The following is a 22,959-nucleotide window of genomic DNA, read 5'->3' as shown; positions in this document are numbered from 1 at the left end:
AATATACTTTTGATTAAATAAGTTCCCTTTTCAACTCACTCAGTATATTTTCCTCAACCTTGTCCCCTTTTCGCCTTTTTTCGAGTATTGAGACAAGTAGCTTGTGCTTTTCTGGTTTCAGTGGATACTTTATGGCGGAAATCACGCCTATTACAAGTAGTAGAATAGGACCAAACAAGATAATCATACGTATTGCTAATATAACATTCGCAGGCTGTTGGGGTATCTCGTTCCCAACCGGGTTTATGTATCCGACAGCACCGAGTATCAGTAAAATCACTGCCTGGACTAAAGCAGACGCAACTTTTCTCAAAAACGTTGCCATTGAAGATATATTTCCTTCTCTTCGCTCACCGCTCTTGAGTTCCGCAACGTCTGTAACATCGCCAAGGATAGTGTGTGGCATCACCGCAACGGCAGACACCCCAGAACCGATGAGTGCAGCAATACCAAGAAGCACAGCATTAGACCATTCTGGTTTGAAGAAGAACGTTGCAGCAGAACCTAACATCCACACGAAAGCTCCAAGCATATAGGCAAAATTCTTGCTCTTCTTTCTTGCGATAGTTGCGTAAACTGGAACGAAAATTATCTCTGTTATCAACAACACACCAAGCACTGCAGAAACGAAGAACGGCTTTCCAACGTAGTATTTCATGTAATATGGGAATATTACAGAGACAGTATCGATGGCAAGATAAGCAAAAAGGAACATGCCAAGGTATAGTCTGAATGTTTTGATTTTCAAAGGCTCAACAATAAGATCTTTAAAATTCAGTTTCGTCGTTGCAGGTTTGAAGTTCTTCTCTTTCGTAAACGCAAAAACGCCAAGGTACGGTAAAGCAAAGAAAGCACCAAAAATTATGGACATCAATAAATAACCTTTCTTCACATCGCCCGCACTTTTTACAATCATCATAGGCAAGACTGCACAGAGTAAAGAAGAAAGGAGCGAAAACGTGAGTCTTATTGAATTAATCGCTGTCCTTTCGTTGTAATCAAGCGTGATTTCTGCACTCATCGCTGTATAGGGTATAAGTACCATCGTAACGACAGTGTTCAAGAACATATATGCAAACAATGCATAGATAAATCTTGCAAAGATACTTTCAAAACTAACAGGATACCATACCATAACAAACGATAGGAATATGAAAGGAACACCGAACAAGAAATACGGTCTTCTGCGTCCCCACTTAGATTTGGTCTTATCGCTGATGTAACCCATTATTGGATCTGTTACCGCATCCCATATCTTTCCGACTAAGAATATTACAGAAGCAAATACCGGCGGAATCTTTACAACGTCAGTAAGAAAAATCGCGTAGAAGAAATTTATTATGTTGAAAACTCCCCCACCGTAAACATCACCAAAGCCAAAGAAGAATTTCGTTATGAAAGGCACCTTTTCTGTTCCAACCACAGTGCTAACTTGTTTACCTCTTTCACTTTTGCTCATCCCTTTATCCCCCCTGCTACTAATCCTTTGATAATATATTTTTGAAGTGACAGTGTGATTACAAACACCGGTAGCAGCATGATCGTACCTGCAGCAGTTAACTGCCCCCACTTTGGAGCATATTGTCCGAGCAAACCGTTCACTGCTACGGGCGCGGTCTTTGCATTGACTGAAGAAAGTATGAGAGCGTACAAGAATTCATTCCAAGACATCAGAAACGCAAAAACGCTTGCAACCACCAAACCGGGCGAGACTAAAGGAAAGAAGACTCTCCAGAATACAGTGAATTCACTTGCACCGTCTATTCGAGCTGCCTCTTCATAATCGGTTGGAACAGCAGCAAAGAATGGCAAAAGCAACCATATGACGTACGGAATATTGAAGCTGATGTGTGCCAGAACAATGCCCGTAAGTGTGTCCCTTAACTGCAATTGGTTAAACATTACAAAAAGCGGTATAACGAGCGATATTTGAGGTAACATCCTGAAAGTAAGAAACATGTAAGCTATCGTCTCTTTCAGCTTAAAAAAGTATCTTGTTAGGCCATAAGAAGCCATTGCACCAACTACAATCGAAATGAGTGTAGAAGAAATACCAACTATCAAGCTGTTTTTCAAACTTGCCAATATATCTCTGTTCGACAAAACAGCTTTATAACTATCCAATGTTCCTTTGAAATAAAACGGACCTCGTGCCCAGATGTCTATATCTCGCTTGAACCCGCTTGTAATGACCACTAATATCGGCATCAATTCTACAACAAGAACAACAAAGGTCACCAGAATTATTAATAAGTTCACAAGTCTCTTTCTCATCTTCGTGTTCATCATCCGCGTTCACCCTCAAATTTTATATTTCCTCTGACAATTACAAAAGCTATCGCTAAGGCTATAATGAGCAACAGAATACCCATGGATGCAGCATAACCTATGTTAAAGAATTCAAAAGCCTGCTTATTTATGTACAAAGATAAGAGCATCGTTGCATTTCCAGGGCCACCGCCCGTCATTACGTAAACTTCTGAAAATATCCTCAGCGCATCAATTAACCTAAGCAGTAATGCAGTTGCGATTGTAGGTCTCAAATAAGGAATGATTATTCGGTTAACTTTCTTCCAGAAATTCGCCCCGTCGATATCAGCTGCTTCGAGAACTTCTTTTGGTATACCTGACAATCCGGCGTAAATGAACATAAACATGAAGGGCCACATACGCCATACATCTTGAACTATCACCATACCATATGCAAAAGAAGGCTCGGCAAGCCACGCCTTAACACCAAATCCAAGTCTTTCAAGAAAATAGCTGACCATCCCGTATTCTGGTTGCAAGAGCAACCTCCAAGTTAAACCTGATATCACGGGTAGTATAAAGACAGGGAGTAATAGCAGAGATCTAACAAGTGAATAAAAACGTCCTTCCCGATTTAATAATAGTGCGACAAAAAAACCTATTACCGTTTCAATAGGAATTGCTATTACAACAAAACCGAGCTGCAAGAAAAGAGAATGTATAAACTCGCTGTCTTTGAAAAGCTCGATGTAATTCTTGAGAAAAACAAATTTCTTCTCAGTGGAATGGAAAAGATGCCACTCGTGCAGTGACATGTATAAAGAATAGAAGACTGGATAAACCAATATAGTAAAAACTATTATTAAAGCTGGAAGGACAAAAAACCAATGGGGGCGAAAGCCCCCGATTTTCCCTTTTCTTGCATTATTTCTTGAGTAAGTCGTTGAGCTCATCTATCATCTTCCTTACTGCTTCTTCTGGCTTTACCTTTCCGGAAATCGCTGCCAGCCAGTTGTCGCGGATAATTTGTGAGGCTTCCGGATACCTTGTGAACCTCGGTCTTGCAACTGCGTTTTTCATTGAGTCGAATATCGCTTTGAACCACGGCCTGTCTTTGTTGTAGTTTGGATTGAGTAATAGATCAGCTCTCGCAGGCGTAAAACCTTTTGGTATTAATTTCTGACCAGTTTCAAGTGATGACCACCAGTAAGCAAACTCGGCTGCAGCTTCTTTGTTCTTGGACGCGTTTGGCATCGCCAACACCCAACAGCCTCTGATAGCCGAACCTTTCGCTGGTCCAACTGGAGGAGCTGAGTAGATTATCTTACCTGCAACAAGTGAGTTGTTTGGATCCTCATGTTGTGGGACTAATGCTGGCCACTGGAACATCGTAAATACTTTTCCTTGGTTAAATGCAGCTATACGTTCCGCATGTCCCATGTCGAGAGCGCCCGGAGGTGAAAATCTTAAGAGTTCCTTGTAGAAATTGATGGCTTCCACAGCTTTCTTTTCATCCAAGCTCACAACAACCTTTCCACCCTGCACTGTCAAAGGACTTGTTCCAAATGCTTCAAACATGAAAATTGCTTCAGCGGTTGAGCCTTCTGTTTGCTTTGTAAATGGAGCGAAACCATATATACCTTTAGAGTGGAAAAACTCCGCCATGTCTCTTAGTTCTTTAAACGTCTTTGGTACACCAAGGTCGTAACCGTACTTTGACTTGAACTCGTTCTTGTATTTTGGGTCATTTACCAGGTCTTTTCTTGTTATCCAGATATAAACATTAGCGTTAATGGGCATTCCGACGAAAACCCCAGCCCATTGCGCTGCCTCAAACGCGTTTGGTGCGAAGATATTCAGATTTGGTTTCTTGTAGACTTTTCCGCCAAACCACGAGTTAAATGGTAACATCAAATGTGCAAGAGATGGTACAAATGGTTCATCAACCGTGACGAGGTCATAATCTGTCTTATCGGGACCAACACTAACACCGATCTTCTGCAACAAATTGCCTGATGGTACAAGCTCAAGAACAACCTTAATACCTGTTTGTTTCTCAAATTCCGGTATACCATCCTTAAGCGCTTGAGTGAGAGCATCATCCCAAGCCAATACTTTGATAGTTGTGTTGTACGGTGCAGCAAAAAGCATAGCCGCAAGAAACATCAAGCTTACCATAGTGACAAATACCCTTTTCATCCTAATCACCCCCTTGGAAGTTTTACCACTTTAAAAGCAAATGTGGTAACGTTATCACAATTAAACCACATACCAGTATTAAAATAGAAAATCGATCGTTAACTGAAAAATCAAGTGTAAGTTAAGAATTTTTATTTATCGTCCAAAATCTTCTCATTACCTAAAATTTGCTCTCTATTTCTCAATGTAATATGATAACGTTATCATAAACTCGTACAGAACAATACATTAAGGACAGTTACCGCGTTGCCAATTTTCAACAATGAGAATATACGTCTTTTTGAAAAACAAACAAGAGCCCCCTTGGGGCTCTCAAATTGCTTGTCATACTATCAAATAAAAAAAATATTCCTACACTTCCCTAACCATATTCCTATAAATTCCAGGATACGAGTTTTCTATTTCAATAGCACTTACGGTCTTTCGATAATATTCTATTGGTCCGGGGTCACCTATAACTGCATATGCATATCCAACGTTGTACATGTCGTGCAAACAAGAAAGCAGAAGAGCAGTTCCTATGTTCTTACCTCTGTAAGCTTCATCTACTCCGGTCGGTCCGAAGAATCCGCGTACCGTCGCATCATAACAAGCAAATCCGACGATTTTTCCGGTGTTGGTATCGATTGCGATAAATGAAGATATTGGCTTGTTTGAAAAAGTCATATCCGTTTCACTTGCCCAATGATTTCCGAACTTTTGCCTTACCCACTCGACTACGAAGTACTTTTCCGGACCTATGGGTCTTTTAATTTCAATACCATGTTTCCTGACTTCCTCAATTACCGGTTCGAGTCTTGGAAGTTCGTAAAGCTTCACAAGCATATCGCCCATGTTCATCCCCCCCTAAACCATGTCTGAAAGTATTTTGATAAACAACAATACCAATACTCCAAGCATGACTGGTTTTATAACTTTTGCTCCTTTCTTCAACGCCAGTCCTGATCCAAGCCAATTTCCAACAATTCCAAACGCCGCTGCTGGCAAACCTATAGAGTACAAAACCTTGTTTCCGAATATGAATGTGACGAGTGCGCCAATGTTTGAAGCAAGGTTAACGACTTTTGCTGTGCCAGAAGCACTGACATGGTCCATATTCAATAAACTTACGTAGAGTATAATCAAGAACGTCCCGGTGCCAGGTCCAAAAAATCCATCGTACATACCTATGGTAAATCCTATGGCTGTAGCTACCAATATAGTTTTGGTAATTCCATAACTTGAACCAGTGTCCTCAACACTATTTTCTTTACTCTTTCTTGGATTTGTTATCAGTACAATAATCGCAGCAACTGGAATAAGGATTGCAAGAACAACTTTCAAGATATTGTCACTCAGCACCAAAGCTAATCTTGCTCCAAGGTGTGAGCCAATGAGTGAACCAACAACAGACGGAACACCAACCGAATACACAATCGCTCGTCCCTTTGCATATCTTAAAGTGCTGAAAATCGTTCCAATAGTCGAGGAAAGCTTATTTGTGGCAAGTGCGTTGTGACTTGGTAACCCAATAAACAGATATGCTGGCAGTGATATCAACCCTCCACCACCTGCGATTGAGTCTACAAAACCTGCCAAGAATACTAATGGATACAAGATCAGCAAATTTACGTAGTTTATATTCATCTCGATCCCCCATTCTTACAATTAAGCATTTATCCTACTATAGTGTTGGTATGCGAACAACCTTTTCCAAAAGCCAGCCAATCATGTAAGCAACCGCTGCTGAAAGTCCGCCAACTAAGAGCATCTCCAAACCGCCCTTGTACCACTTTACTCCGGTAACTATCTGCCTAAGAGCCCCAACAAAGAAAAGTGTCATACCGGTAATCACACAAGAAAGTAAGAACTGATTTTGAGCAAGGAAACTTCCCTGAGAAGCGAAAACGTAAGCAATCAACGGCATAAAACCGGCAATTACAAAAGACAAGAACGTCACAATCGCACTTTTCAGTGGATTCGTATCGTCTTCAAATAGTCCAAGTTCTTCGTGCAACATTGTGTCAACCCAAATTTCCTTGTTGCTCGTGATTGCATCAACAAGATTATCCAACTTTTCACCGCTCAGTCCCTTTCTTTTATATATTTCTTTGACCTCCAGTTTTTCAGCTTCTGGCATTTTCTCGACTTCCCAGAGTTCTCTCTCTTTTTCAGCCCTTATGTACTCCCGTTCGGACTTCTCAGAAAGATAATCGCCTATAGCCATAGAAAGCCCGTCAGCAAAGAGATTAGCAAGTCCTACTATAACAGCAATTTTGGGATTCAAGCTCGCACCCGCGATGCCAGAGATTGCAGCAAAAGTTGTGACAATTCCATCACTCGCACCATACACAGCTTGTCCGATGTACTTTCCCTGCTCTGTCTTATGCCAAGGCTCGTTTCCTATATGTTCTGGACTATGTAGTTTCTTGTGTGTTTCGAAATCTCCTTTTCTGAATGCCTCGCTTGCAAGCTTGGGCCTTGATTTCTTGTAGTTAAATAAAAATCTAAACACCTGAAGCACCTCCCGATTTGTGTGAATTCACTGTTTGGATGCATACGATTTTATTATATCACGTGCATAGCGAAAAACATTCTTGCTCTAAATCGTTTTTTCAGACAAAATAGATACAAAATGTTAACCTGTTCTTTTCATACTAAGTGGTTTCTACCTACTTGACAAAAATTTTTTCTTTGGTATCATAGGATACGGTCACTGACTTCGGGAAATGTGCGAAGAAAAATGTGAACCGATGTGTATATATTAACGCCCCCATCGTCTAGCGGTCTAGGACACTGGCCTTTCAAGCCAGCGGCACGGGTTCGAATCCCGTTGGGGGCGCCAGTTTTTAAAATTACAAAAAAGGCAGGTTGGGTGCGTAGCTCAGAGGGAGAGCGTCTGCCTTACGAGCAGAAGGTCGTAGGTTCAAGTCCTGCCGCACCCACCAAGTGAGAAAAATGAATCGAAATGATGATATAAAGATTTAAAGGTGGCCAGGTAGCTCAGATGGTAGAGCAGTGGACTGAAAATCCACGTGTCGACGGTTCGATTCCGTCCCTGGCCACCAGTTTTTTTACTACCTGTACAAGAAATTCAAATTAAGTGTTGAAGTTCGCATTTTTTTTGGTATAATCATTTTTAGACTAAGTTGAGAAAAGGAGGAACTGACATGAAGAGGACATACCAGCCATCCCAGAGGAAAAGAAAGAGAACACATGGATTTCTCGCAAGAAAGTCAACACCAGGTGGAAGAAAAGTCCTTAGAAACAGAAGAAGAACAGGTAGATGGAGATTAGCAGTTTAAGAAGTAAGCGGATTAACATTTTTAGAAAAAGAGAGCGCCTGAGACTCAGGAGGGATATATCCCTTCTTTTTAAAAGTGGAAGTGCTGTCCAAAACGAAGATTTCGTCATTCTTTACAGGAAAAACGGACTTGATTACAGCAGGATCGCTATATCGGTAAGAAAAAAATTTGGAAAAGCGAACCGAAGAAACAAGTTACGAAGATGGGTGCGTGAGTGTTTTAGATTAAACAAAGATTCCATACCAGCAGGCTACGATTTTCTTATCATCGCAAGGAAGAGTTTATCTGAAAAGTTTGAAAAAAGCAACTACTGGACGGTGTGCAAGACTCTGCTGAATAACTTCGAGAGGTTAATTAATGAAGAAAGCAATATTGGGAGCGATTAGATTTTACCAAAGGTACATTTCACCACTTAAACCACCAACTTGCAGATTTGAACCAACATGTTCCACATACACATTTCAAGCTGTGGAGAAATTTGGTGTTTTTAAAGGGCTCCTCCTGGGTTTCTGGCGCATTCTCAGATGTAATCCCCTTTCAAAAGGCGGATATGACCCCGTACCTGAGTATTTTCATGTTTTCCACACTCACCAAAAAAACGAAAAAACATCTGAAAAGAAAACATAATACTAAAATTGTAGGGAGGCGGTAGAATTGAAGAAGTTAACCGTCATTTTTTTGTTGTTACTGGCGATATTGGGGGTCTCGAATCTTTACGTTGAAGAACGAGTAGATTCAATTGTTGTAACGTCGAAGTATGCTCAGATCGAGATAGGATTGGATGGTAATTTAAGCAAGGTAAGTCATCTGCTTGGACGTGCTTATCTTTTCTACGTGAACGACAATGATGGATTTGATATCTTTGGTATCGATGACAACGAATTGGAAGTCGCAACACCAACTTACAACATCGAATACGGAAAGAAAAACGAAAAAGATGGCTCATATGAATCTGCTAAGATTGTCTTCAAATACGAAAACGGTATTACAAAAACTTATTCGTTCGATAGTCTTCTTCTCACCTACGCTTTCGAGGTTTTGATAAATTCTCCAGAGGAAGTAAAGGTTGGATTGCCTCTCGTCTGGGATACAGCAAATGTTAGGTCCGCAGTTAACCTTTTTATATCGTTCAGACCGGATAGAGATTACACTTCTATAGTAAAGTTCTCTGGAAAACTCGATAAAACGCGCATTGTTGGTTCTGACATCTCATTAAAGGTCTACATGGGACCTTACAAAAAGACAGTTTTAAAACACGCATTCAAAGATGACTACGAAAGAATAATTGATTTGGTAAAGACTGTTCCTGGTGCTGGTAAATGGTACAGCTTCCTTGCGGACGGTCTCAACGAATTTTTCAACTGGATAAATTCCTTAGTGAAGAATTTTGGTCTGACAATAATCATTTTCACAATTATCGTCAGACTTATACTTTATCCGTTCTACCACGCACAGACAAAACAGATGATCCAAATGAGAAAACTTCAGCCCGCTGTGGAAGCGATTAAGAAAAAGTACAAGGAACCTCAAAAACAGCAGGAAGAATTGATGAAGCTTTATAAAGAAAACAAGATTAATCCATCAAACGGATGTTTGATGCTGTTAATCCAGTTCCCAATATTCATGCTCCTGTACGGTGTAATCCAGAGTTATCAAGAACTCTTCTCAACATCTGGTGGATTCTTAATTTGGCAAGACCTGTCGGTAGGCGGATGGGGAAATAACTGGCTATTCTTGGTTATCACCATAATAACAAGCTATTATTTAGCACTTATCACAAGTCAAGACAGCAGGACAGCTTGGCAACAGATTATAATGGGGGCTATATTCCCATTCTTCTTCGTGAATCTGCCAAGCGGTATATTCCTCTACTGGACAATGAACTCCATTATCCAGCTTGCTATAACTTACTACATTTACAAGAGGTACAAAATTAAAGGTCTCACTCAACATGAGCTTTGGGGTATACAGAAGAGAAAGTAATAAACAATCTGATCAGTCTATTGATAATATAATCATAACCGCAAGAAGAGGTGATTCACTTGAAGACTTTGAACTATGTTGGGAAGAGCGTTGATGAAATTATCGAACAGTTTAGGAGCGAGTACGACGTTTTGGATAAGGAGTATGACGTGAACATAATAGATAAAGGAACACACGGTATATTCGGTCTTTTCTCCAGAGACGCCGTTGTTGAAATAACTATTTCCAACAAGTATTATGAAAGAAAGCTTAAAGAGTTTTTGGAAGAGATATTCAAAAGATTTGGTGTCGATTACTATGTCGAAGTTGCAAGCAGAGGTAAAACTTTCATAGCAACATGCCACAGCGAGGACATAGGTAAGGTAATCGGTAAACACGGAAAGGGATTGGGAGCGCTGCAGCATCTTGCGAATATATTCTTGAACAGAATTACGGACACCAAAGTAACAGTAATTATCGACGCAGGTAACTACAGAGAAAAGAGAAAAGAACAGCTTGAAAGAATCGTGGAAATGGCTGTTGAGAAAGCTAAAAAGTCAGGAAAGGTCAAATTGGACCCAATGTTCGCTTTCGAAAGAAAGCTCGTTCACGAGATAGCCAAGAAATTTAGAGACGTTCACACTTATTCAGAAGGCTTGGAACCTTACAGATACGTAGTAATCGAAGCGAAAAGAGGGGGGAAGAAAAATGAAGATAGGCGACATTTCAAGAATGCAACCGCTTGAAATTGATGGCGGTAAGATATTGAAAAGAGTTTTGATTGGTCCGAGGGACGGTGCACCCAACTTCGTCATGCGTTTATTCACCCTCAAACCTGGAGCATCGACACCGTACCACACACATCCTTGGGAACATGAAATATTTGTCGTTGACGGCGAAATTGAAGTTGTGCAAAAAGACGGGAGAACTAAGGTTTCACAAGGTGCGTTTATATACGTAGAACCGAATGAAGAGCACCAGTTCCATAATCCTTCAGAAAAAGAAGCTTCCTTTATATGTGTAATACCAAAAGAGGGTGGCGAATAAAAAGCGTTTCAGGAAATAAAAAATTAACGTAGAGTTATAGAATAATTAGCTCATACACTTACTTGACACTCCAAGAGTGATATGCTATAATTACTCACGGTCTTGAGCGTCGGGGCGTAGCGCAGATGGCGAGCGCGCCGGTCTTGGGAACCGGAGGTCGCTGGTTCAAGCCCAGTCGCCCCGACCAGCCATGCGGGTGTAGCTCAATTGGTAGAGCATCGGCCTTCCAAGCCGAGGGTTGCGGGTTCGAGTCCCGTCGCCCGCTCCAGATTTATTTTTTTAAATTTTTTCAAGGCAGCGGCCGTAGCTCAACAGGATAGAGCATCGGACTTCTAATCCGAGGGTTGTGGGTTCGAGTCCCGCCGGCCGCGCCAGAGACAGCAAAAATTTAATAGAAACTATCTGTGGTGGCTATAGCTCAGTTGGCAGAGCGCCTGACTGTGGATCAGGTGGTCGAGGGTTCAAATCCCTCTAGCCACCCCAGTTTTTTATATAATACCATCAATTGTTCACAAGGACGCGCTCGTAGCTCAACTGGATAGAGCGTCGGACTTCGGATCCGATGGTTGCGGGTTCAAGTCCTGCCGGGCGCGCCAAAAGATTACAATCACGGTTTGCAAAACGTTTGCCACTGACGAAGCCCATCTTTTGAGCAGGAACACAGGAAAAGACTTTCGTGTGTCGGAAAAAAGGAGGTAGAACTATGGAAGTACTAAAGGTCTCTTCAAAATCAAACCCCAACAAAGTGGCTGGTGCTTTGGCTGGTGTAATTAGAGAAAAAGGTAAGGCAGAGATTCAGGCTATAGGCGCAGGTGCGGTAAATCAGGCTATTAAGGCTGTCGCTATTGCAAGAGGTTACCTCGCTCCAAGCGGATTTGACCTTGTTTGTGTTCCGGCCTTCACGGACGTTACAGTTGAAAATGAAACAAGAACCGCATTAAAGTTCATCGTCTTCCCAAGAGAGTAAGAATTTTAATAGAATGATTAAAAAAGCGGTCCGAATGGACCGCTTTTCTTGTTTCATTAGTTGTTTTGATACGCATTTAGATCAAAATGACCGTGTCCGGAAAGCGTGAATACAATTGTTTCTTTCCCGTTATCTTTTGCCTTTTTAACAACGTAGGCTATAGCATGTGCCGATTCAGGTGCCGGTATAATGCCTTCCAGTTTTGCAAATAGCTTCGCAGCTTCAAAGACTTCTTCTTGTGTTACGCTTGCCGCCTTTATTAAACGTTCGTGGTACAGCTTCGACACAATCGGCGCTGCACCATGGTATCTTAAACCTCCCGCATGTATTGCTGGAGGTACGAAATCTTTTCCGAGTGTATACATTTTCATCAACGGAGTTAATCCAGCAGTATCTCCATAATCATATCTGAACTCTCCTTTTGTAAGCGACGGGCAGCTCTCCGGCTCAACAGCCACGAGGTCAATCTTTCTGCCTTGCAAGACATCTGGAATAAATGGCAGAATCGTTCCACCAAAATTTGACCCACCACCATGACAGGCTACTACCATGTCTGGGATTACACCAATCTTTTTCAGCTGTTCTTTTATCTCCAAGCCGATAACGGTCTGATGCAGTAAAACGTGGTTCAGCACACTTCCCAGTGCGTATTTCGTACCTTCCTCTGACAGGACAACTTCTATCGCTTCTGATATTGCTATCCCAAGTGTTCCAGGGTGTTCATCAGAATAGTTCTTGCCAAAATTCGTTAACTTACTCGGACTGGGCACCACCGAACCGCCAAAAATGTTCATCAAGGTTTTTCTAAAAGGCTTTTGGTTGTAACTAACTTTTACCATAAAGACCTTGACATCCAGACCGAATTTTGCCCCAGCGTACGATAGTGCACTACCCCATTGCCCTGCTCCTGTCTCGGTGACCAATGTTTTCGTACCGCTGATCTTATTGTAATATGCCTGAGCAAGTGCCGTATTGACTTTGTGACTCCCTGTCGGACTTGTTCCTTCGTACTTGTAGTATATCTTTGTCCTCGTCCCAAGATATTCCTCCAAGAACTTTGCCCTGATTAGCGGTGTTGGTCTGTAGACTGCGTATTCTCTCAAGACTGGTTCAGGAATCTTTATATATCTTTCCGTGCTCATCTCCTGTTCGAGCAATTGTTCTGGGAATATCCTCAACAACTTCTCAGGACTCATCGGCTCTTGAGTTTCAGGATCAAGTGGCGGGTCGAGTTTGAAAGGAATGTCTGCAAGTACATTGTAATAACTTCTCGGAAGTTCCTCGGGTTTCAATGCCACATACTCTCTAAACATAACTATCCCCCCTAACGTTATTATTTCAAAACGTTTGTATTCAACTTCCCGCTATAAACAAAATCGCCGTTCTTTACTTTGAGTATAACTATCTCTTTTTGGGCATTTCCTTCCTTATCTATCGATATCGCTCCAGTCGCCCCCTGGAAATTCTTGATTGACCTAATAGCCGTAGCTATAAGCTCTGGTTTTGTTGTTTTCGCTCTCTCTATAGCACTTACAATTAGCATGTAAGCATCATATCCAAGCGCAGACAATGTAGAAGGCTTAACTCCGTACTTCTTGACAAATGCTTCGACAAACTTCTTAGATACCTGCGTCACCGGAGCGTCTGGGTGGTAGTGGTCTGAGAAGTATACTCCTTCTACCGCCTGTCCGCCTATCTTTATTAATTCAGGTGCGTTTGCTCCGTCTCCCGCAAGGATGTGTCCTTTGAATCCGAGTGACCTTGCTTGCTGGGCTACCAACGCTATTTCGTTGTAGTATCCTGTCACAACTATCGCTTCTGCTCCGAATGCCAATGCTTGTGACAACTGAGCGCTGAATTCGCTGTCTCCTGATTTGTACTGGAGTTGCTGTACTTGTCCGCCGTATTTTTTGAACCTTTCGATAAAGTAGTTCGAAAGACCGACGCTGTAGTCTTGTTCGACGTCCGTGAGAACTGTTGCTTTCTTAATCTTCAGCGTCTTAACTGCGAATTCTGCAAGCGCTGTACCTTGGAGTGGGTCGATGAAACAAACCCTTGAAACAAACTTCTTGCCTTGCGTCACGAGCGGGTTCGTGGAGGCAGGACTGACCATGGGAACCTTCCTTTTTTCTGCTATCTCACCTGCAGCAAGAGAGTTTCCGCTCATAATTTCACCTATAACAGCGACAACACCCTCTTTGTCGATAAGCCTTGCGATACCGTTAGCTGATTCTGTTTTCTCGCTTCTTGTGTCCATGAAGACAAGCTCGATCTTTTCACCGAGTGCTGTGCTCTTCTCTTCGTGCGCAAGCTCGATGCCTTTCTTCACCAAATCACCAGCCGCAGCCAACCCGCCTGTGAACGGAAGTAATACACCTATCTTCACAGTTGCAACCGAAAAGACCGAAAAAACAACCGTCAATAACAAAGCAAAACCTCTTCTGAAAATACCCATACGCTCTACCTCCTCGTATAATAAGTTCGGTAAAAATTAAAATTGGTCTTTGAAAATTGAATGCATATTTTTTAACACCTCTGGTAAAATAGTTTCAGGTTGCCCCTCCTTGAGACTTTGTTCTCTTAAATAAGATTGCCTAACTAGAGTACAGCTTTTTACTTGCCGGAAAATGTTTTGCCTCGTTTTCTTATGTACCGCGAGGTTGTAAGGCTGTACTCAATCCGGAGGTGATTCCTTTGGCTATTTTAGCTATTGATGTCTCAAAGAACTATCTTTCTTTCTTTTCTGATTTCATCGGTAGTGGGACTGTTGAGAACTCTCCTCAAGGCATTGTTGAACTTTTTAACAAAGCTTTTGCTTCTTCTTCCGATTTTTCTCTTGTCCTTGAATCAACTGGTGTTTTTTCTTTTAATGTCGCTAACTTCTTCTTTCAAAACAACGTACCTGTCTTTTGGGTTAAAACTGATAACATTAAGCTCTATCGCAAAATTCTCAATCGTCCTAAAACTGACAAAATCGATGCTGAACTTATTTTCTCTATCGCTTCTAAATTTCCTGAGTCTTTAGTCCCTTTTGTCAATAACTCATATATCATCTCTGAGCTTCGTAATCTCACCAGACTTTATTTAAAGTTCAACGAAGATATCGCTCGATTGAAACTTAGGCTCTATTCGTATGTTTCTCTTTATTTCCCTAAACTTGACTTTAAACTAAATAAGACTTTCGAATGCCTGCTTAAAGATTATACAATCGAAGAAATCGCAAACATGCCAATTGAAGAGTTATTTGAATATATTGCGAAAATTTCCAGACACAATGTCTCTTCACAAGTCTTAGCAGAAAAACTCCAAACTCTTGCTAAAGATGCCTTGAGGTTGTCTGTTAATCCTTCAAACACTCTGAGAATATCTATTGTTTCCACTATCGATTTGATACAGCACTATGAAAAACAAATCGAACTAGTAAAGAAAGAAATAAGTAAATTACTTAAAGTAATTCCGAACACACTAACAACAGTCAAAGGGATAGGAGAAATAACTGCAGCTGGAATTATAGCCGAAATAGGAGACATCAATCGTTTCGAAAAAGCCTCAGCGTTAGCATCATACGCAGGGCTTGTATGGACAATCAATCAAAGTGGAAATTACAAATCAGAAAACAACCAACTAACGAAAAAAGGGAACAAGTATCTAAGAACATACCTAGTAATGGCAGCGAACGGAGTAAAGACATACGATCCTGTATACAAAGAATATTATCGCAAAAAGTACGCAGAAGCAACAACACACAAACACATGAGAGCGCTAATATTAACTGCAAGGAAATTAGTAAATTTAGTGTATTATTTACTAAAGAACAACGTACCGTATGTACCGATGAAATAGGTAAAAAGAACGAAATCAAGTATGTGAAGAATGAAAGTGAAATATTAAGTTATTGAAAGTCAAAGAGTTGACTAGGTTTTTTATTTTTCTATTTTTTCTCCTCTTGACTTATTACCGGAAATCTTATACCAATGTAATGATGTGGGGAACAATTATTGAATTAAAAATAAAAAAGCCGGGTATGAATTTTACTCATACCCGGCGATTGTCCACTTGTTTCCTATGCTATACCCTTGCTCACTGAATATATCGTCTTAAGAACACAAGCAAAGGGGTGGACAACCACCGGTTGTCCACCACCACCAGAAGTTAACTGAACTATTTAATTCTTTTGATTTTGCAACCGTCAAATATGTCGATAAGCTACCACATAAATCCACAACGCCGCACCCCGTACACTGTTATAATTTTTTCCGATTATACCACATCCTCTCTTTGAATGTCAACTATTTTGATTATCACCAATCATCAGTAATGGCTTAAAATCCCCTTCTCCTTGGCAATCTTCTCGCATTTTTTGTAACCCAATACTCCTAAGGTAAGATAAACTAAGCTTGATATAACCAGCCACAAAAAGTCAGAACTACCTGTAGCTGCGGACATGCTCAAATCTTCAAACACAATTTTTTTACCAAGCAAGACGCCTTGAGTTAATGGAAGCATTAAACCTATCTTCCTAACTATCTCAGGAAGGTTTTCAAATGGAATAACGCTTCCGCTAAGAAAGAGTAGAATGAATGAGAAGACGTACGAAAGCTGTGTGATTTGTTTAAATAATAAGCATAAGCCTGCTATGAGAAGGTCAAATCCATATATACCCATGACAGTAATCCTTCTTCAAAAATAATATTGGGGAATTCTTTTTATTACTTAAGAATTAAAAATAGTTGGCAATGACAAGAGAGGATGCGGGCTAAGTGCAGAGAATTCAGAACATGATCGAGCTATAAAATGAGTGGCTGTTAGGGGCAATACGCGAGCAAACCACAAAAATTGGCAATGGATTGTCTATATTTAAAGATTCAGTCTTCCAAAACCTGTTGAAAAAGCTTTTGAACGTATTTGTCCATTTCACTTTCAACCTTGGCTTTGTTCGATGAATTTAGAAATGGCGAATCTATAGTTATCACGATTTTATCTTCAAGAACCCTTACCTCACCGCTTCCGAAAAAGCCAACCTTGGCACTGTAGGAATATTCGTCGGTTCGGAAGAGTTTTACACCATACTTTTTAATGTACGGTTCCATTTCACGCTCCATGATGGTAAATATCTTCTTTCTATCAAAAGAATGAGAATATTCCTTTGTTATAACCACATTAATACCCCCTATCAGCAGAAATTCGTTCAAAAATTGCACGGTTTATCAACTTTTTGGCTATACATAGCTGCCTTTTTTGCAAGCTCTTCTTGTTTAACCCAGTATCCGTCAAGGATTCCCTGAGATGCCAGTTGACCTAAGAATTTGTAATGGTAATCGTAGAGCACCCCAGGACCTGCATTCCACAGGGGAGTACCTGGAAGTGGCATGAATGTGTGCGCGTGTATCTTTGCTTTGTATTTCTTGACTATCTTGTTTATGAAATTAAATGTCTCTTCAACGTCTTCCTTTGTTTCAAAAGGAAAGCCGAATATGAAATCTACTTTGGCATAGAAGCCGTTTTGTGCAAGTATTTCAAGAGCTTCCTCAACTTTCTCGACGGTGTGTCCACGCCTTATCAGGTTCAAAATCCTGTTGCTTCCGCTCTGTGCACCTATAACAACGTAGTCGTGGTTGACATACTTTTTGACAACTTTAACCATCTCATCTGTAATGCTCTCAGGTCTAATGTCAGATGGGAATGTACCAAAGTATATCTCTTTTACACCCGTCGATTTCACTTTGTAAAGCAATTCATCGACAATCTCAGGCCTTGGAGTTACACCGTTTTTGCTACCGTATCCAAATGCGTTTGGTGTTATAAACCTTGCCGTCGTCTTGTTGTGTTTGACGGATATCCGTTCATATTCTACAATCTGCTCGATGCTCCTGTGCCTCACTATTTTTCCTGCAAGTCTCGGCGTTTGGCAGTATCCACAGTCAAATGGGCAGCCACGGGATATCTCTATTGGCATGAATAGTTTCTTTTTTTCGCAAACAGCTGGGAAATCATCGAGATTCACCCTCTGCTTAATACCATCGAATATCCTTGATTCAGGGATTTCGCCACATAGGAACTTTACGATATTCTCTTCACCATCACCGACGAAGACGTAATCGAAACCGATGTTGAGCATTTCTTGTGGGAGTGCGGTTGCGTGAGGTCCACCCGCAATCGTTGTGTACCCGTTCTCTTTCAAAAATCGCACCTCAGCCAAGATCGTATCTATATCGAATGTCATAAAAGAAAAAGCAACTACAGTATCCGTTGCCGGATACTGCAGTATTGTGTTCACATCTTTAGTTTCAAGAACTTCTATGTTATCTAAACGGCTAAGTATGGCACCAACAATTGCAGCTACGCTGTATCTGTTGTGTTTCGTGGTTCTGAATACTATTCTTTTGAATCTACTATTCAATGCTCTCTAACCCCAAATTCTCTTTTTAACATCGGCTGCCGAGTCAGCTAATAACAACACATGGCCACTGTCCATGAAAATGATTGAATTGCACTCTTTTCCGTACGTTAAGTTTACTATCTTTCCTCCGATCTGGTTACTTGCTCTGATTCTCCTTGAAATCGTAGAGCTGACAGGCACTACAGCAACAACTCTACCTTTCACAACATAGACGTTCTCACTCGCTCTTACGATAGGTTCCATACTATTACCTCCATAACGGTATATTTTCTCGAATTTTCTTGAATTTTAAACGTTGAATCTTATTGTTATTATATCTCCATCTTCTACGATGTGCTCTTTTCCTACAAGTTTCATGAGCCCTGCATCTTTGACAGCCTTTTCTGATCCAAGCCTTATTAGGTCCTCGTACTTTATAATCTCCGCCTTTATAAATCCTCTCGCCAAGTCGCTGTGTATCGCACCTGCCGCATCCACCGCTGTCGAATTCTTTCTCAGTGTCCAAGCTCTAACTTCATCTTTACCAACCGTGAAGAATGATATAAGCCCGCACTGTGAATACAACGCATTTGAAAGTCTCTCTATGCCTGTTTCCTCTGTGCCAAGTTCTTTCAAGAATTCCATCTTCTCTTCTTCGCTAAGCACATTCAATTCCATTTCGAGTTTACCGCAGAGCTCGACATATGCAAAGCCATTTTCTTTGCAGAGATTTACTATCTGTTCTTTTGTATCATATGCCTTTTCTGTAAATTGCTCTTCGTCAACATTTACAACAACAGCGGTGGGTTTTAATGTGGCGAATGAAAAACCGCCGAGCATTTTCTTCTCTTCTTCTGTCAATTCTACCTTTGACAAGAATTGTTCGTTTTCAAGTGCTTCCTGCAATCGCTTCAGCAATTTTAGTTCTATCTCTTCTTTCGGTTCAAGTTTCCTTTTTGCGTTTTCGAGCCTTTCTATCCTGTTTGTAACAACATCAAGGTCTCTGAAAAGGAACTCGTCCAACGTGGCCTTTAACTGGTCTACAGGCTTTTCAACCTCAGGATAAGGAACTGCGTCGTTTTTAAATGCCCTTACTACAATAAGCAATGCTTCGGCATTCTGGATAGAATTGAACACGGCTGTTCTTTCTTTAGCGTCTTTTATTTTGAGAGCAGGGGTATCAAAGAATTCCAGTGTTGCATAAGTAACTTTCTTCGGCTCGTACATCTTCGCAAGTATATCAACCCTCTTATCATGCACCTTTGCTATGCCTTTCTCGTGCTGTTGAGAGAAAAGGTCAACTTCAAGACCGGTAAGCAAAGAGAAGATTGTTGTCTTTCCAACTTGAGATAGCCCTACTATTCCAACTTTCATTCTTATTCCTCCTTGAAAACTTTGATGAGTTTAGCGATTCTTTCGTTTCTGCTCTGCTTCTTGAGAGTATTGATAAAACTCGAACTGCGTTCCGCTTTAGCTAAAGCAATCAATTTTCCTTGAAAGTATATCTGTATCAAGTCGTCTTTTTCGAAATCTTCAATTTCAATTATATCATTAACAGTAGGCTGTACACCGTTAAAGATGCGTTCAACGTTATTGACCTCAACTTTTGGAAAGTCAAGCACCTGTTCTATCGGTATCAAACTCCTTATGGCTTTTTCCCGGATTTCATCAACATTCTCATTTCTATCGATTTTCGGAATGTTTATCGCATCATCAACTGAGAATTTTCCTACGCTTATCCTTCTCAATTCGACAGCTGTTGCGCCGCAGCCAAGCTTGTATCCTATGTCCATGCAAAGGCTCCGGATATATGTTCCCGAAGAAACTTTTGTCGTAAATTCCACGTACGGAAGCGCTATTTTTATATCATAAATATCATATATCGTTACTTCTCTCGGTGGAAGGTTTATGATCTTCCCTTCGCGAGCGAGTTCGTAAAGCTTCTTACCCTGGTATTTCTTCGCTGAATACGCAGGCGGAACTTGTTTGTAAGTTCCAACAAAGGATTTTACAGCCTCCAAAATTTCTATTTCAGAAACTTCGACTGGGTTTTCTTCCATAACTTGACCAGTAATATCGAACGTATCGGTTATAACGCCGAGTTTAAATTTTACTTTGTAAACCTTTGTATCGTGCTGGAGATACTCAAGTAATCGTGTCGCTTTGCCAACACCTATCACCAAAAGCCCTGTTGCGAATGGGTCCAAAGTCCCCGAATGGCCCACTTGTTTTACAGAAAAGAGTCTTCTCACCCTGTCGACTATGTCATGCGATGTTGGTCCTTTTTCTTTATCTACCAAGAGTATTCCATTAACAGTCGAAGTCACAAAACCACTCCATATTTATTCGGATTTTAGATTATTTTCACCAATTTTCCAAGAATCTGATATCGTTCCTGACCAAGTCTCTTATATCCCTAACACCGTACTTAACCATCGCTATCCTTTCCACACCAAGCCCAAACGCGAGACCTCTCCATTGTTCTGGATCATACCCAACGTTTTTGAAAACATTCGGGTGCACCATACCAGCACCGAGTATTTCAAACCACCTGTTGTTGAAGTATATGTCGACTTCAAAGCTCGGCTCAGTGAATGGGAAGAAGCTTGGTCTTAGCCTCACTTTCGTGTTTTCGCCCAGCAATCTTCTCGCAAATTCTTCGAGGAAATATTTTAAATGCTTAACTGTAACGTCGTGGTCAACGTACAAGCCTTCCATTTGTGTGAACATCGGAAGGTGTGTTGCATCGTAGTCTCTTCTGTATACCCTACCAGGTGCAACGATTGCAAGTGGTGGTTTTCTTGAAAGCATCGTTCTTATCTGAACTGGTGAGGTATGCGTCCTCAACATGTATTCTTCGTTTATGTAAAACGAGTCGTGCGAATCTCTCGCAGGGTGCCACTCAGGAGTGTTAAGTGCATCGAAATTGAACCACGGCTGTTCAACCTCAGGACCTTCTACAACTGAAAAGCCCATCGAAATGAATATGTCTTCCAATTCCATCTGGACTCGGCTGATTATGTGAAGATGCCCGACATCTCTTTTTGCTCCAGGCATCGTGTGGTCAACCCAGAGTTTTTTGTAAATTATTTCTCTTTCTATCTCAGCAAGTCTATTCTTCTGCTCTTCAAGCAAGCTTTCAATTTCTTCTTTGAGTTCGTTGACTACCTTTCCAAATATCGGCTTTTCTTCGGCAGGTATGTCTTTGAGCTTCTTCATGAGGCCCGTCACTATACCGGATTTTCCTAAGTACTTAACCCTCAAATCGTTCAGTGTTCTGCTGTCCTGTGCGTTGCTTATATCGCTTTTAGCACTTTCAAGGATACCTCTCATTTCTTCATAGACTTTGCCTTCTCTTTCTTGCATAGTGAATTCCCCCTCTATTTTTTAAAAATCAATTATTCTTCTCACTTTTGTATTTTGCCAAGAGAATATACTACTAACCCACCAAGCGCTATCCATAGGAACATTCCAATCAGTGTACCTGTACCATGGAACGCCGGGGTTATCGGATAAAGCGAACCAGCAACGAGTCCTAAGATGAAGTTCAAAATCGACTGCTTCGCCTTTTCCAACCATATCTTCAGTAGTTTGGAAATCAAACCTATGCCAAACAGAACACCTGAGCCGAGCACAATGATGAAAAGAATGTCCGAACCGGTGAAATCTCTTGATGCAAATCTTGAAACTGTGGCAATCGCTTTTTCGTAAAAACCGAGAATCATGAGCATGAGAGAGCCACTCAAACCTGGGAGTATCATTGAGCCTCCCGCTATAACTCCTGAAACGAACAACCCAAAATAGCTAATTGAATCTGAAACTTGAGTATCTTGCAGTTTCACCGCGTTACTCACAACGTATGGAATAATAACTATCAATACCCCAACCAAGAATTCAACTATTTTAAACGTGCGAATTTCGTCTTTAAAATTAATCAGAGAGAGCAATATCAACCCGTAGAAGAAACTGTATGTGTAAAATGGATAGTTTTCAAAAGACCAAGACAATATTTTGCTGCCACTCAATATTCCTATTAACAACCCAAGAGCTATAAGTGATATGAAAACCAGGTCCTTCTTAGATATTTTGAGCTTCATTACGTCATTCACAACTTCTATGAGCCTTTCAAAGACACCTGTTATAACGGCTATCGTTCCACCACTTACGCCGGGAATCACATTTGCCCAGCCCATCAGCAAACCTGCTATAACCGTTCTAAAGAAATTCAGCACCATTTAATTCTCAGCACCTCACTTGTACTTTTCTACTACTCTTGACTTCGTACGCTGTCAGCATACCACCGTATACGCAACCCGCATCGATTCCTATTTTATCTTCGCCTACATATACGTCTTCCATCGGAGTATGCCCGAATACCACTATATAACCGAGGTTGTGTTTTTTAAGTATGAACTCTTCCCTTATCCAAATTAAGTCCCTCGAGTCTTGCCTTTCCAAAGGGACATTCGGTCGAACTCCAGCGTGTACAAAAAGGAAACTATCTTCGATGTGATAATACTTAGTATTTCTAAAGAAATTCATATGCTCCTCGTTTAAAGCCAGTTCGTTCAGATTTCCATAACTTCTCCACGTAGCCTGCGCACCGTTTATTAACCACAAGTATGTGTCGTCATTTCCATCTATCACATCAAGGAGCATCTGCTCGTGATTCCCACGAAGAAATATACACTGCGTTTGCTTTGAAAGTGAGATCAAATAATCGACAACGCCTTTTGAATCGGGTCCTCTATCAATATAATCACCGAGGAACACGAGTTTATCCTCTGGTTTTGGTGAAATCTCAGAAATCAATCTTTCTAAACTTCTGAGACAACCGTGGATATCACCCACTGCCCATAGACTCATGTCGA

26 protein-coding genes and 8 tRNA genes are annotated in these 22,959 nt (G+C 41.0%); 16 read left to right on the top strand and 18 right to left on the bottom strand.

Annotation, left to right across the window (positions count from 1 at the left end; all coding sequences use genetic code 11):
• Window positions 1-13: 13 nt before the first annotated feature.
• The 7 genes from IB67_RS08225 to IB67_RS08195 all read right to left on the bottom strand — a co-directional run bounded on the left by IB67_RS08225 (window position 14) and on the right by IB67_RS08195 (window position 6,943).
• The gene (locus tag IB67_RS08225; protein WP_072759073.1) at window positions 14-1,459 is read right to left on the bottom strand and encodes an MFS transporter; all 1,446 of its coding nucleotides are present in this window, start codon (window positions 1,457-1,459) and stop codon (window positions 14-16) included.
• Window positions 1,456-2,289 carry a carbohydrate ABC transporter permease gene (locus IB67_RS08220; protein ID WP_245789532.1) on the bottom strand — a complete coding sequence of 278 codons (834 nt, stop codon included), beginning with the start codon at window positions 2,287-2,289 and terminating at the stop codon, window positions 1,456-1,458. The genes IB67_RS08225 and IB67_RS08220 overlap by 4 nt, the downstream gene beginning before the upstream one ends.
• Window positions 2,286-3,203 (bottom strand): carbohydrate ABC transporter permease, encoded by a 918-nt coding sequence (locus tag IB67_RS08215; protein ID WP_072759075.1) that lies wholly within the window; start codon window positions 3,201-3,203, stop codon window positions 2,286-2,288. Before IB67_RS08215 ends, IB67_RS08220 begins: the two co-directional genes overlap by 4 nt.
• Window positions 3,175-4,449 (bottom strand): extracellular solute-binding protein, encoded by a 1,275-nt coding sequence (locus IB67_RS08210; protein ID WP_072759077.1) that lies wholly within the window; start codon window positions 4,447-4,449, stop codon window positions 3,175-3,177. Before IB67_RS08210 ends, IB67_RS08215 begins: the two co-directional genes overlap by 29 nt.
• Before the next feature lie 351 nt (window positions 4,450-4,800).
• Window positions 4,801-5,283 (bottom strand): GNAT family N-acetyltransferase, encoded by a 483-nt coding sequence (locus IB67_RS08205; protein ID WP_072759079.1) that lies wholly within the window; start codon window positions 5,281-5,283, stop codon window positions 4,801-4,803.
• 12 nt (window positions 5,284-5,295) lie between these two features.
• Complete coding sequence (locus tag IB67_RS08200; RefSeq protein ID WP_072759080.1) at window positions 5,296-6,075, bottom strand: TSUP family transporter; 780 nt, start codon at window positions 6,073-6,075, stop codon at window positions 5,296-5,298.
• Between the two features lie 37 nt (window positions 6,076-6,112).
• The gene (locus IB67_RS08195) at window positions 6,113-6,943 is read right to left on the bottom strand and encodes a VIT1/CCC1 transporter family protein (protein ID WP_072759083.1); all 831 of its coding nucleotides are present in this window, start codon (window positions 6,941-6,943) and stop codon (window positions 6,113-6,115) included.
• Between the two features lie 254 nt (window positions 6,944-7,197).
• Between IB67_RS08195 and IB67_RS08190 the strand changes: the two genes are divergently transcribed.
• The 15 genes from IB67_RS08190 to IB67_RS08120 all read left to right on the top strand — a co-directional run bounded on the left by IB67_RS08190 (window position 7,198) and on the right by IB67_RS08120 (window position 11,709).
• Window positions 7,198-7,273: transfer RNA gene (locus IB67_RS08190), tRNA-Glu, on the top strand.
• Between the two features lie 28 nt (window positions 7,274-7,301).
• Window positions 7,302-7,376: transfer RNA gene (locus tag IB67_RS08185), tRNA-Val, on the top strand.
• Window positions 7,377-7,420: 44 nt separating this feature from the next.
• Window positions 7,421-7,496 (top strand) — tRNA-Phe (locus IB67_RS08180).
• A gap of 102 nt (window positions 7,497-7,598) precedes the next feature.
• Window positions 7,599-7,733: a 50S ribosomal protein L34 gene (gene rpmH, locus IB67_RS08175; RefSeq protein WP_072759085.1), complete on the top strand. Its 135-nt coding sequence runs from the start codon at window positions 7,599-7,601 to the stop codon at window positions 7,731-7,733.
• A complete protein-coding gene (gene rnpA, locus IB67_RS08170) occupies window positions 7,715-8,119 on the top strand; it encodes a ribonuclease P protein component (protein WP_072759197.1) in 405 nt (134 codons plus the stop codon). The genes rpmH and rnpA overlap by 19 nt, the downstream gene beginning before the upstream one ends.
• Complete coding sequence (yidD, locus tag IB67_RS08165; RefSeq protein WP_072759087.1) at window positions 8,091-8,360, top strand: membrane protein insertion efficiency factor YidD; 270 nt, start codon at window positions 8,091-8,093, stop codon at window positions 8,358-8,360. The genes rnpA and yidD overlap by 29 nt, the downstream gene beginning before the upstream one ends.
• Before the next feature lie 27 nt (window positions 8,361-8,387).
• Window positions 8,388-9,716, top strand: a complete 1,329-nt coding sequence (yidC, locus tag IB67_RS08160) for a membrane protein insertase YidC (RefSeq protein WP_072759089.1) — start codon at window positions 8,388-8,390, stop codon at window positions 9,714-9,716.
• 50 nt (window positions 9,717-9,766) lie between these two features.
• Window positions 9,767-10,441 carry an RNA-binding cell elongation regulator Jag/EloR gene (gene jag, locus IB67_RS08155; protein ID WP_372589797.1) on the top strand — a complete coding sequence of 225 codons (675 nt, stop codon included), beginning with the start codon at window positions 9,767-9,769 and terminating at the stop codon, window positions 10,439-10,441.
• A complete protein-coding gene (locus tag IB67_RS08150) occupies window positions 10,404-10,742 on the top strand; it encodes a cupin domain-containing protein (RefSeq protein WP_072759093.1) in 339 nt (112 codons plus the stop codon). Before jag ends, IB67_RS08150 begins: the two co-directional genes overlap by 38 nt.
• Before the next feature lie 110 nt (window positions 10,743-10,852).
• Window positions 10,853-10,929, top strand: a tRNA-Pro gene (locus IB67_RS08145).
• A gap of 5 nt (window positions 10,930-10,934) precedes the next feature.
• A tRNA-Gly gene (locus IB67_RS08140) sits at window positions 10,935-11,010 on the top strand.
• A 29-nt stretch (window positions 11,011-11,039) separates the two neighbouring features.
• Window positions 11,040-11,116: transfer RNA gene (locus IB67_RS08135), tRNA-Arg, on the top strand.
• A gap of 33 nt (window positions 11,117-11,149) precedes the next feature.
• Window positions 11,150-11,225: transfer RNA gene (locus IB67_RS08130), tRNA-His, on the top strand.
• 36 nt (window positions 11,226-11,261) lie between these two features.
• A tRNA-Arg gene (locus tag IB67_RS08125) sits at window positions 11,262-11,338 on the top strand.
• A gap of 107 nt (window positions 11,339-11,445) precedes the next feature.
• Window positions 11,446-11,709 carry a stage V sporulation protein S gene (locus tag IB67_RS08120; RefSeq protein WP_072759095.1) on the top strand — a complete coding sequence of 88 codons (264 nt, stop codon included), beginning with the start codon at window positions 11,446-11,448 and terminating at the stop codon, window positions 11,707-11,709.
• 56 nt (window positions 11,710-11,765) lie between these two features.
• Here IB67_RS08120 and IB67_RS08115 read toward each other — a convergent pair whose 3' ends face one another.
• Together IB67_RS08115 and IB67_RS08110 are read right to left on the bottom strand one after the other, a co-directional pair.
• Window positions 11,766-13,022 (bottom strand): TrpB-like pyridoxal phosphate-dependent enzyme, encoded by a 1,257-nt coding sequence (locus IB67_RS08115; protein WP_072759097.1) that lies wholly within the window; start codon window positions 13,020-13,022, stop codon window positions 11,766-11,768.
• Between the two features lie 20 nt (window positions 13,023-13,042).
• Window positions 13,043-14,164, bottom strand: coding sequence for an ABC transporter substrate-binding protein (locus IB67_RS08110; protein ID WP_072759099.1), 1,122 nt, complete (start codon window positions 14,162-14,164; stop codon window positions 13,043-13,045).
• A 239-nt stretch (window positions 14,165-14,403) separates the two neighbouring features.
• Here IB67_RS08110 and IB67_RS08105 point away from each other — a divergent pair, with 239 nt between their 5' ends.
• Entirely contained in the window at window positions 14,404-15,552 is a 1,149-nt protein-coding gene (locus tag IB67_RS08105) for an IS110 family RNA-guided transposase (RefSeq protein ID WP_164542215.1), read from the top strand.
• A 468-nt stretch (window positions 15,553-16,020) separates the two neighbouring features.
• Here the strand turns inward: IB67_RS08105 and IB67_RS08100 are convergent, their stop codons facing one another.
• The 9 genes from IB67_RS08100 to IB67_RS08060 form a co-directional block, all read right to left on the bottom strand.
• Entirely contained in the window at window positions 16,021-16,374 is a 354-nt protein-coding gene (locus IB67_RS08100; RefSeq protein WP_072759101.1) for an ABC transporter permease, read from the bottom strand.
• Window positions 16,375-16,574: 200 nt separating this feature from the next.
• Window positions 16,575-16,868: a hypothetical protein gene (locus IB67_RS08095; RefSeq protein WP_339747942.1), complete on the bottom strand. Its 294-nt coding sequence runs from the start codon at window positions 16,866-16,868 to the stop codon at window positions 16,575-16,577.
• Between the two features lie 29 nt (window positions 16,869-16,897).
• The gene (locus IB67_RS08090) at window positions 16,898-18,109 is read right to left on the bottom strand and encodes a TIGR04013 family B12-binding domain/radical SAM domain-containing protein (protein ID WP_143145283.1); all 1,212 of its coding nucleotides are present in this window, start codon (window positions 18,107-18,109) and stop codon (window positions 16,898-16,900) included.
• Between the two features lie 6 nt (window positions 18,110-18,115).
• Window positions 18,116-18,352 carry an extracellular matrix/biofilm biosynthesis regulator RemA family protein gene (locus IB67_RS08085; RefSeq protein ID WP_072759105.1) on the bottom strand — a complete coding sequence of 79 codons (237 nt, stop codon included), beginning with the start codon at window positions 18,350-18,352 and terminating at the stop codon, window positions 18,116-18,118.
• Window positions 18,353-18,397: 45 nt separating this feature from the next.
• Complete coding sequence (locus IB67_RS08080; protein ID WP_072759107.1) at window positions 18,398-19,462, bottom strand: DUF933 domain-containing protein; 1,065 nt, start codon at window positions 19,460-19,462, stop codon at window positions 18,398-18,400.
• A gap of 2 nt (window positions 19,463-19,464) precedes the next feature.
• Complete coding sequence (gene truB, locus IB67_RS08075; RefSeq protein WP_072759109.1) at window positions 19,465-20,415, bottom strand: tRNA pseudouridine(55) synthase TruB; 951 nt, start codon at window positions 20,413-20,415, stop codon at window positions 19,465-19,467.
• Window positions 20,416-20,452: 37 nt separating this feature from the next.
• Complete coding sequence (gene pheS / locus IB67_RS08070) at window positions 20,453-21,454, bottom strand: phenylalanine--tRNA ligase subunit alpha (RefSeq protein WP_072759111.1); 1,002 nt, start codon at window positions 21,452-21,454, stop codon at window positions 20,453-20,455.
• Between the two features lie 41 nt (window positions 21,455-21,495).
• On the bottom strand, window positions 21,496-22,323 hold the full coding sequence (locus tag IB67_RS08065) for a DUF368 domain-containing protein (RefSeq protein WP_434223420.1): 828 nt from the start codon (window positions 22,321-22,323) through the stop codon (window positions 21,496-21,498).
• A gap of 7 nt (window positions 22,324-22,330) precedes the next feature.
• Window positions 22,331-22,954, bottom strand: a complete 624-nt coding sequence (locus IB67_RS08060; RefSeq protein WP_339747937.1) for a metallophosphoesterase family protein — start codon at window positions 22,952-22,954, stop codon at window positions 22,331-22,333.
• Between the last annotated feature and the right edge of the window lie 5 nt (window positions 22,955-22,959).

Origin of the sequence: Fervidobacterium riparium (genome assembly GCF_025370035.1) — a bacterium.
Lineage (GTDB): Bacteria > Thermotogota > Thermotogae > Thermotogales > Fervidobacteriaceae > Fervidobacterium > Fervidobacterium gondwanense.
Note: the sequence above shows the minus strand (reverse complement) of the source record. Positions and strands in the feature narration are given on the sequence as shown.

What these genes read in the sequence shown, in the direction of transcription:
- IB67_RS08225 (WP_072759073.1), bottom strand. Translation starts at nt 1,459, where the DNA reads ATGAGCAAAAGTGAAAGAGGTAAACAAGTTAGCACTGTGGTTGGAACA.
- IB67_RS08220 (WP_245789532.1), bottom strand. Translation starts at nt 2,289, where the DNA reads ATGATGAACACGAAGATGAGAAAGAGACTTGTGAACTTATTAATAATT.
- IB67_RS08215 (WP_072759075.1), bottom strand. Translation starts at nt 3,203, where the DNA reads ATGAGCTCAACGACTTACTCAAGAAATAATGCAAGAAAAGGGAAAATC.
- IB67_RS08210 (WP_072759077.1), bottom strand. Translation starts at nt 4,449, where the DNA reads ATGAAAAGGGTATTTGTCACTATGGTAAGCTTGATGTTTCTTGCGGCT.
- IB67_RS08205 (WP_072759079.1), bottom strand. Translation starts at nt 5,283, where the DNA reads ATGGGCGATATGCTTGTGAAGCTTTACGAACTTCCAAGACTCGAACCG.
- IB67_RS08200 (WP_072759080.1), bottom strand. Translation starts at nt 6,075, where the DNA reads ATGAATATAAACTACGTAAATTTGCTGATCTTGTATCCATTAGTATTC.
- rpmH (WP_072759085.1), top strand. Translation starts at nt 7,599, where the DNA reads ATGAAGAGGACATACCAGCCATCCCAGAGGAAAAGAAAGAGAACACAT.
- rnpA (WP_072759197.1), top strand. Translation starts at nt 7,715, where the DNA reads ATGGAGATTAGCAGTTTAAGAAGTAAGCGGATTAACATTTTTAGAAAA.
- yidD (WP_072759087.1), top strand. Translation starts at nt 8,091, where the DNA reads ATGAAGAAAGCAATATTGGGAGCGATTAGATTTTACCAAAGGTACATT.
- IB67_RS08150 (WP_072759093.1), top strand. Translation starts at nt 10,404, where the DNA reads ATGAAGATAGGCGACATTTCAAGAATGCAACCGCTTGAAATTGATGGC.
- IB67_RS08120 (WP_072759095.1), top strand. Translation starts at nt 11,446, where the DNA reads ATGGAAGTACTAAAGGTCTCTTCAAAATCAAACCCCAACAAAGTGGCT.
- IB67_RS08115 (WP_072759097.1), bottom strand. Translation starts at nt 13,022, where the DNA reads ATGTTTAGAGAGTATGTGGCATTGAAACCCGAGGAACTTCCGAGAAGT.
- IB67_RS08110 (WP_072759099.1), bottom strand. Translation starts at nt 14,164, where the DNA reads ATGGGTATTTTCAGAAGAGGTTTTGCTTTGTTATTGACGGTTGTTTTT.
- IB67_RS08100 (WP_072759101.1), bottom strand. Translation starts at nt 16,374, where the DNA reads ATGGGTATATATGGATTTGACCTTCTCATAGCAGGCTTATGCTTATTA.
- IB67_RS08085 (WP_072759105.1), bottom strand. Translation starts at nt 18,352, where the DNA reads ATGGAACCTATCGTAAGAGCGAGTGAGAACGTCTATGTTGTGAAAGGT.
- IB67_RS08080 (WP_072759107.1), bottom strand. Translation starts at nt 19,462, where the DNA reads ATGAAAGTTGGAATAGTAGGGCTATCTCAAGTTGGAAAGACAACAATC.
- pheS (WP_072759111.1), bottom strand. Translation starts at nt 21,454, where the DNA reads ATGCAAGAAAGAGAAGGCAAAGTCTATGAAGAAATGAGAGGTATCCTT.
- IB67_RS08065 (WP_434223420.1), bottom strand. Translation starts at nt 22,323, where the DNA reads ATGGTGCTGAATTTCTTTAGAACGGTTATAGCAGGTTTGCTGATGGGC.
- IB67_RS08060 (WP_339747937.1), bottom strand. Translation starts at nt 22,954, where the DNA reads ATGAGTCTATGGGCAGTGGGTGATATCCACGGTTGTCTCAGAAGTTTA.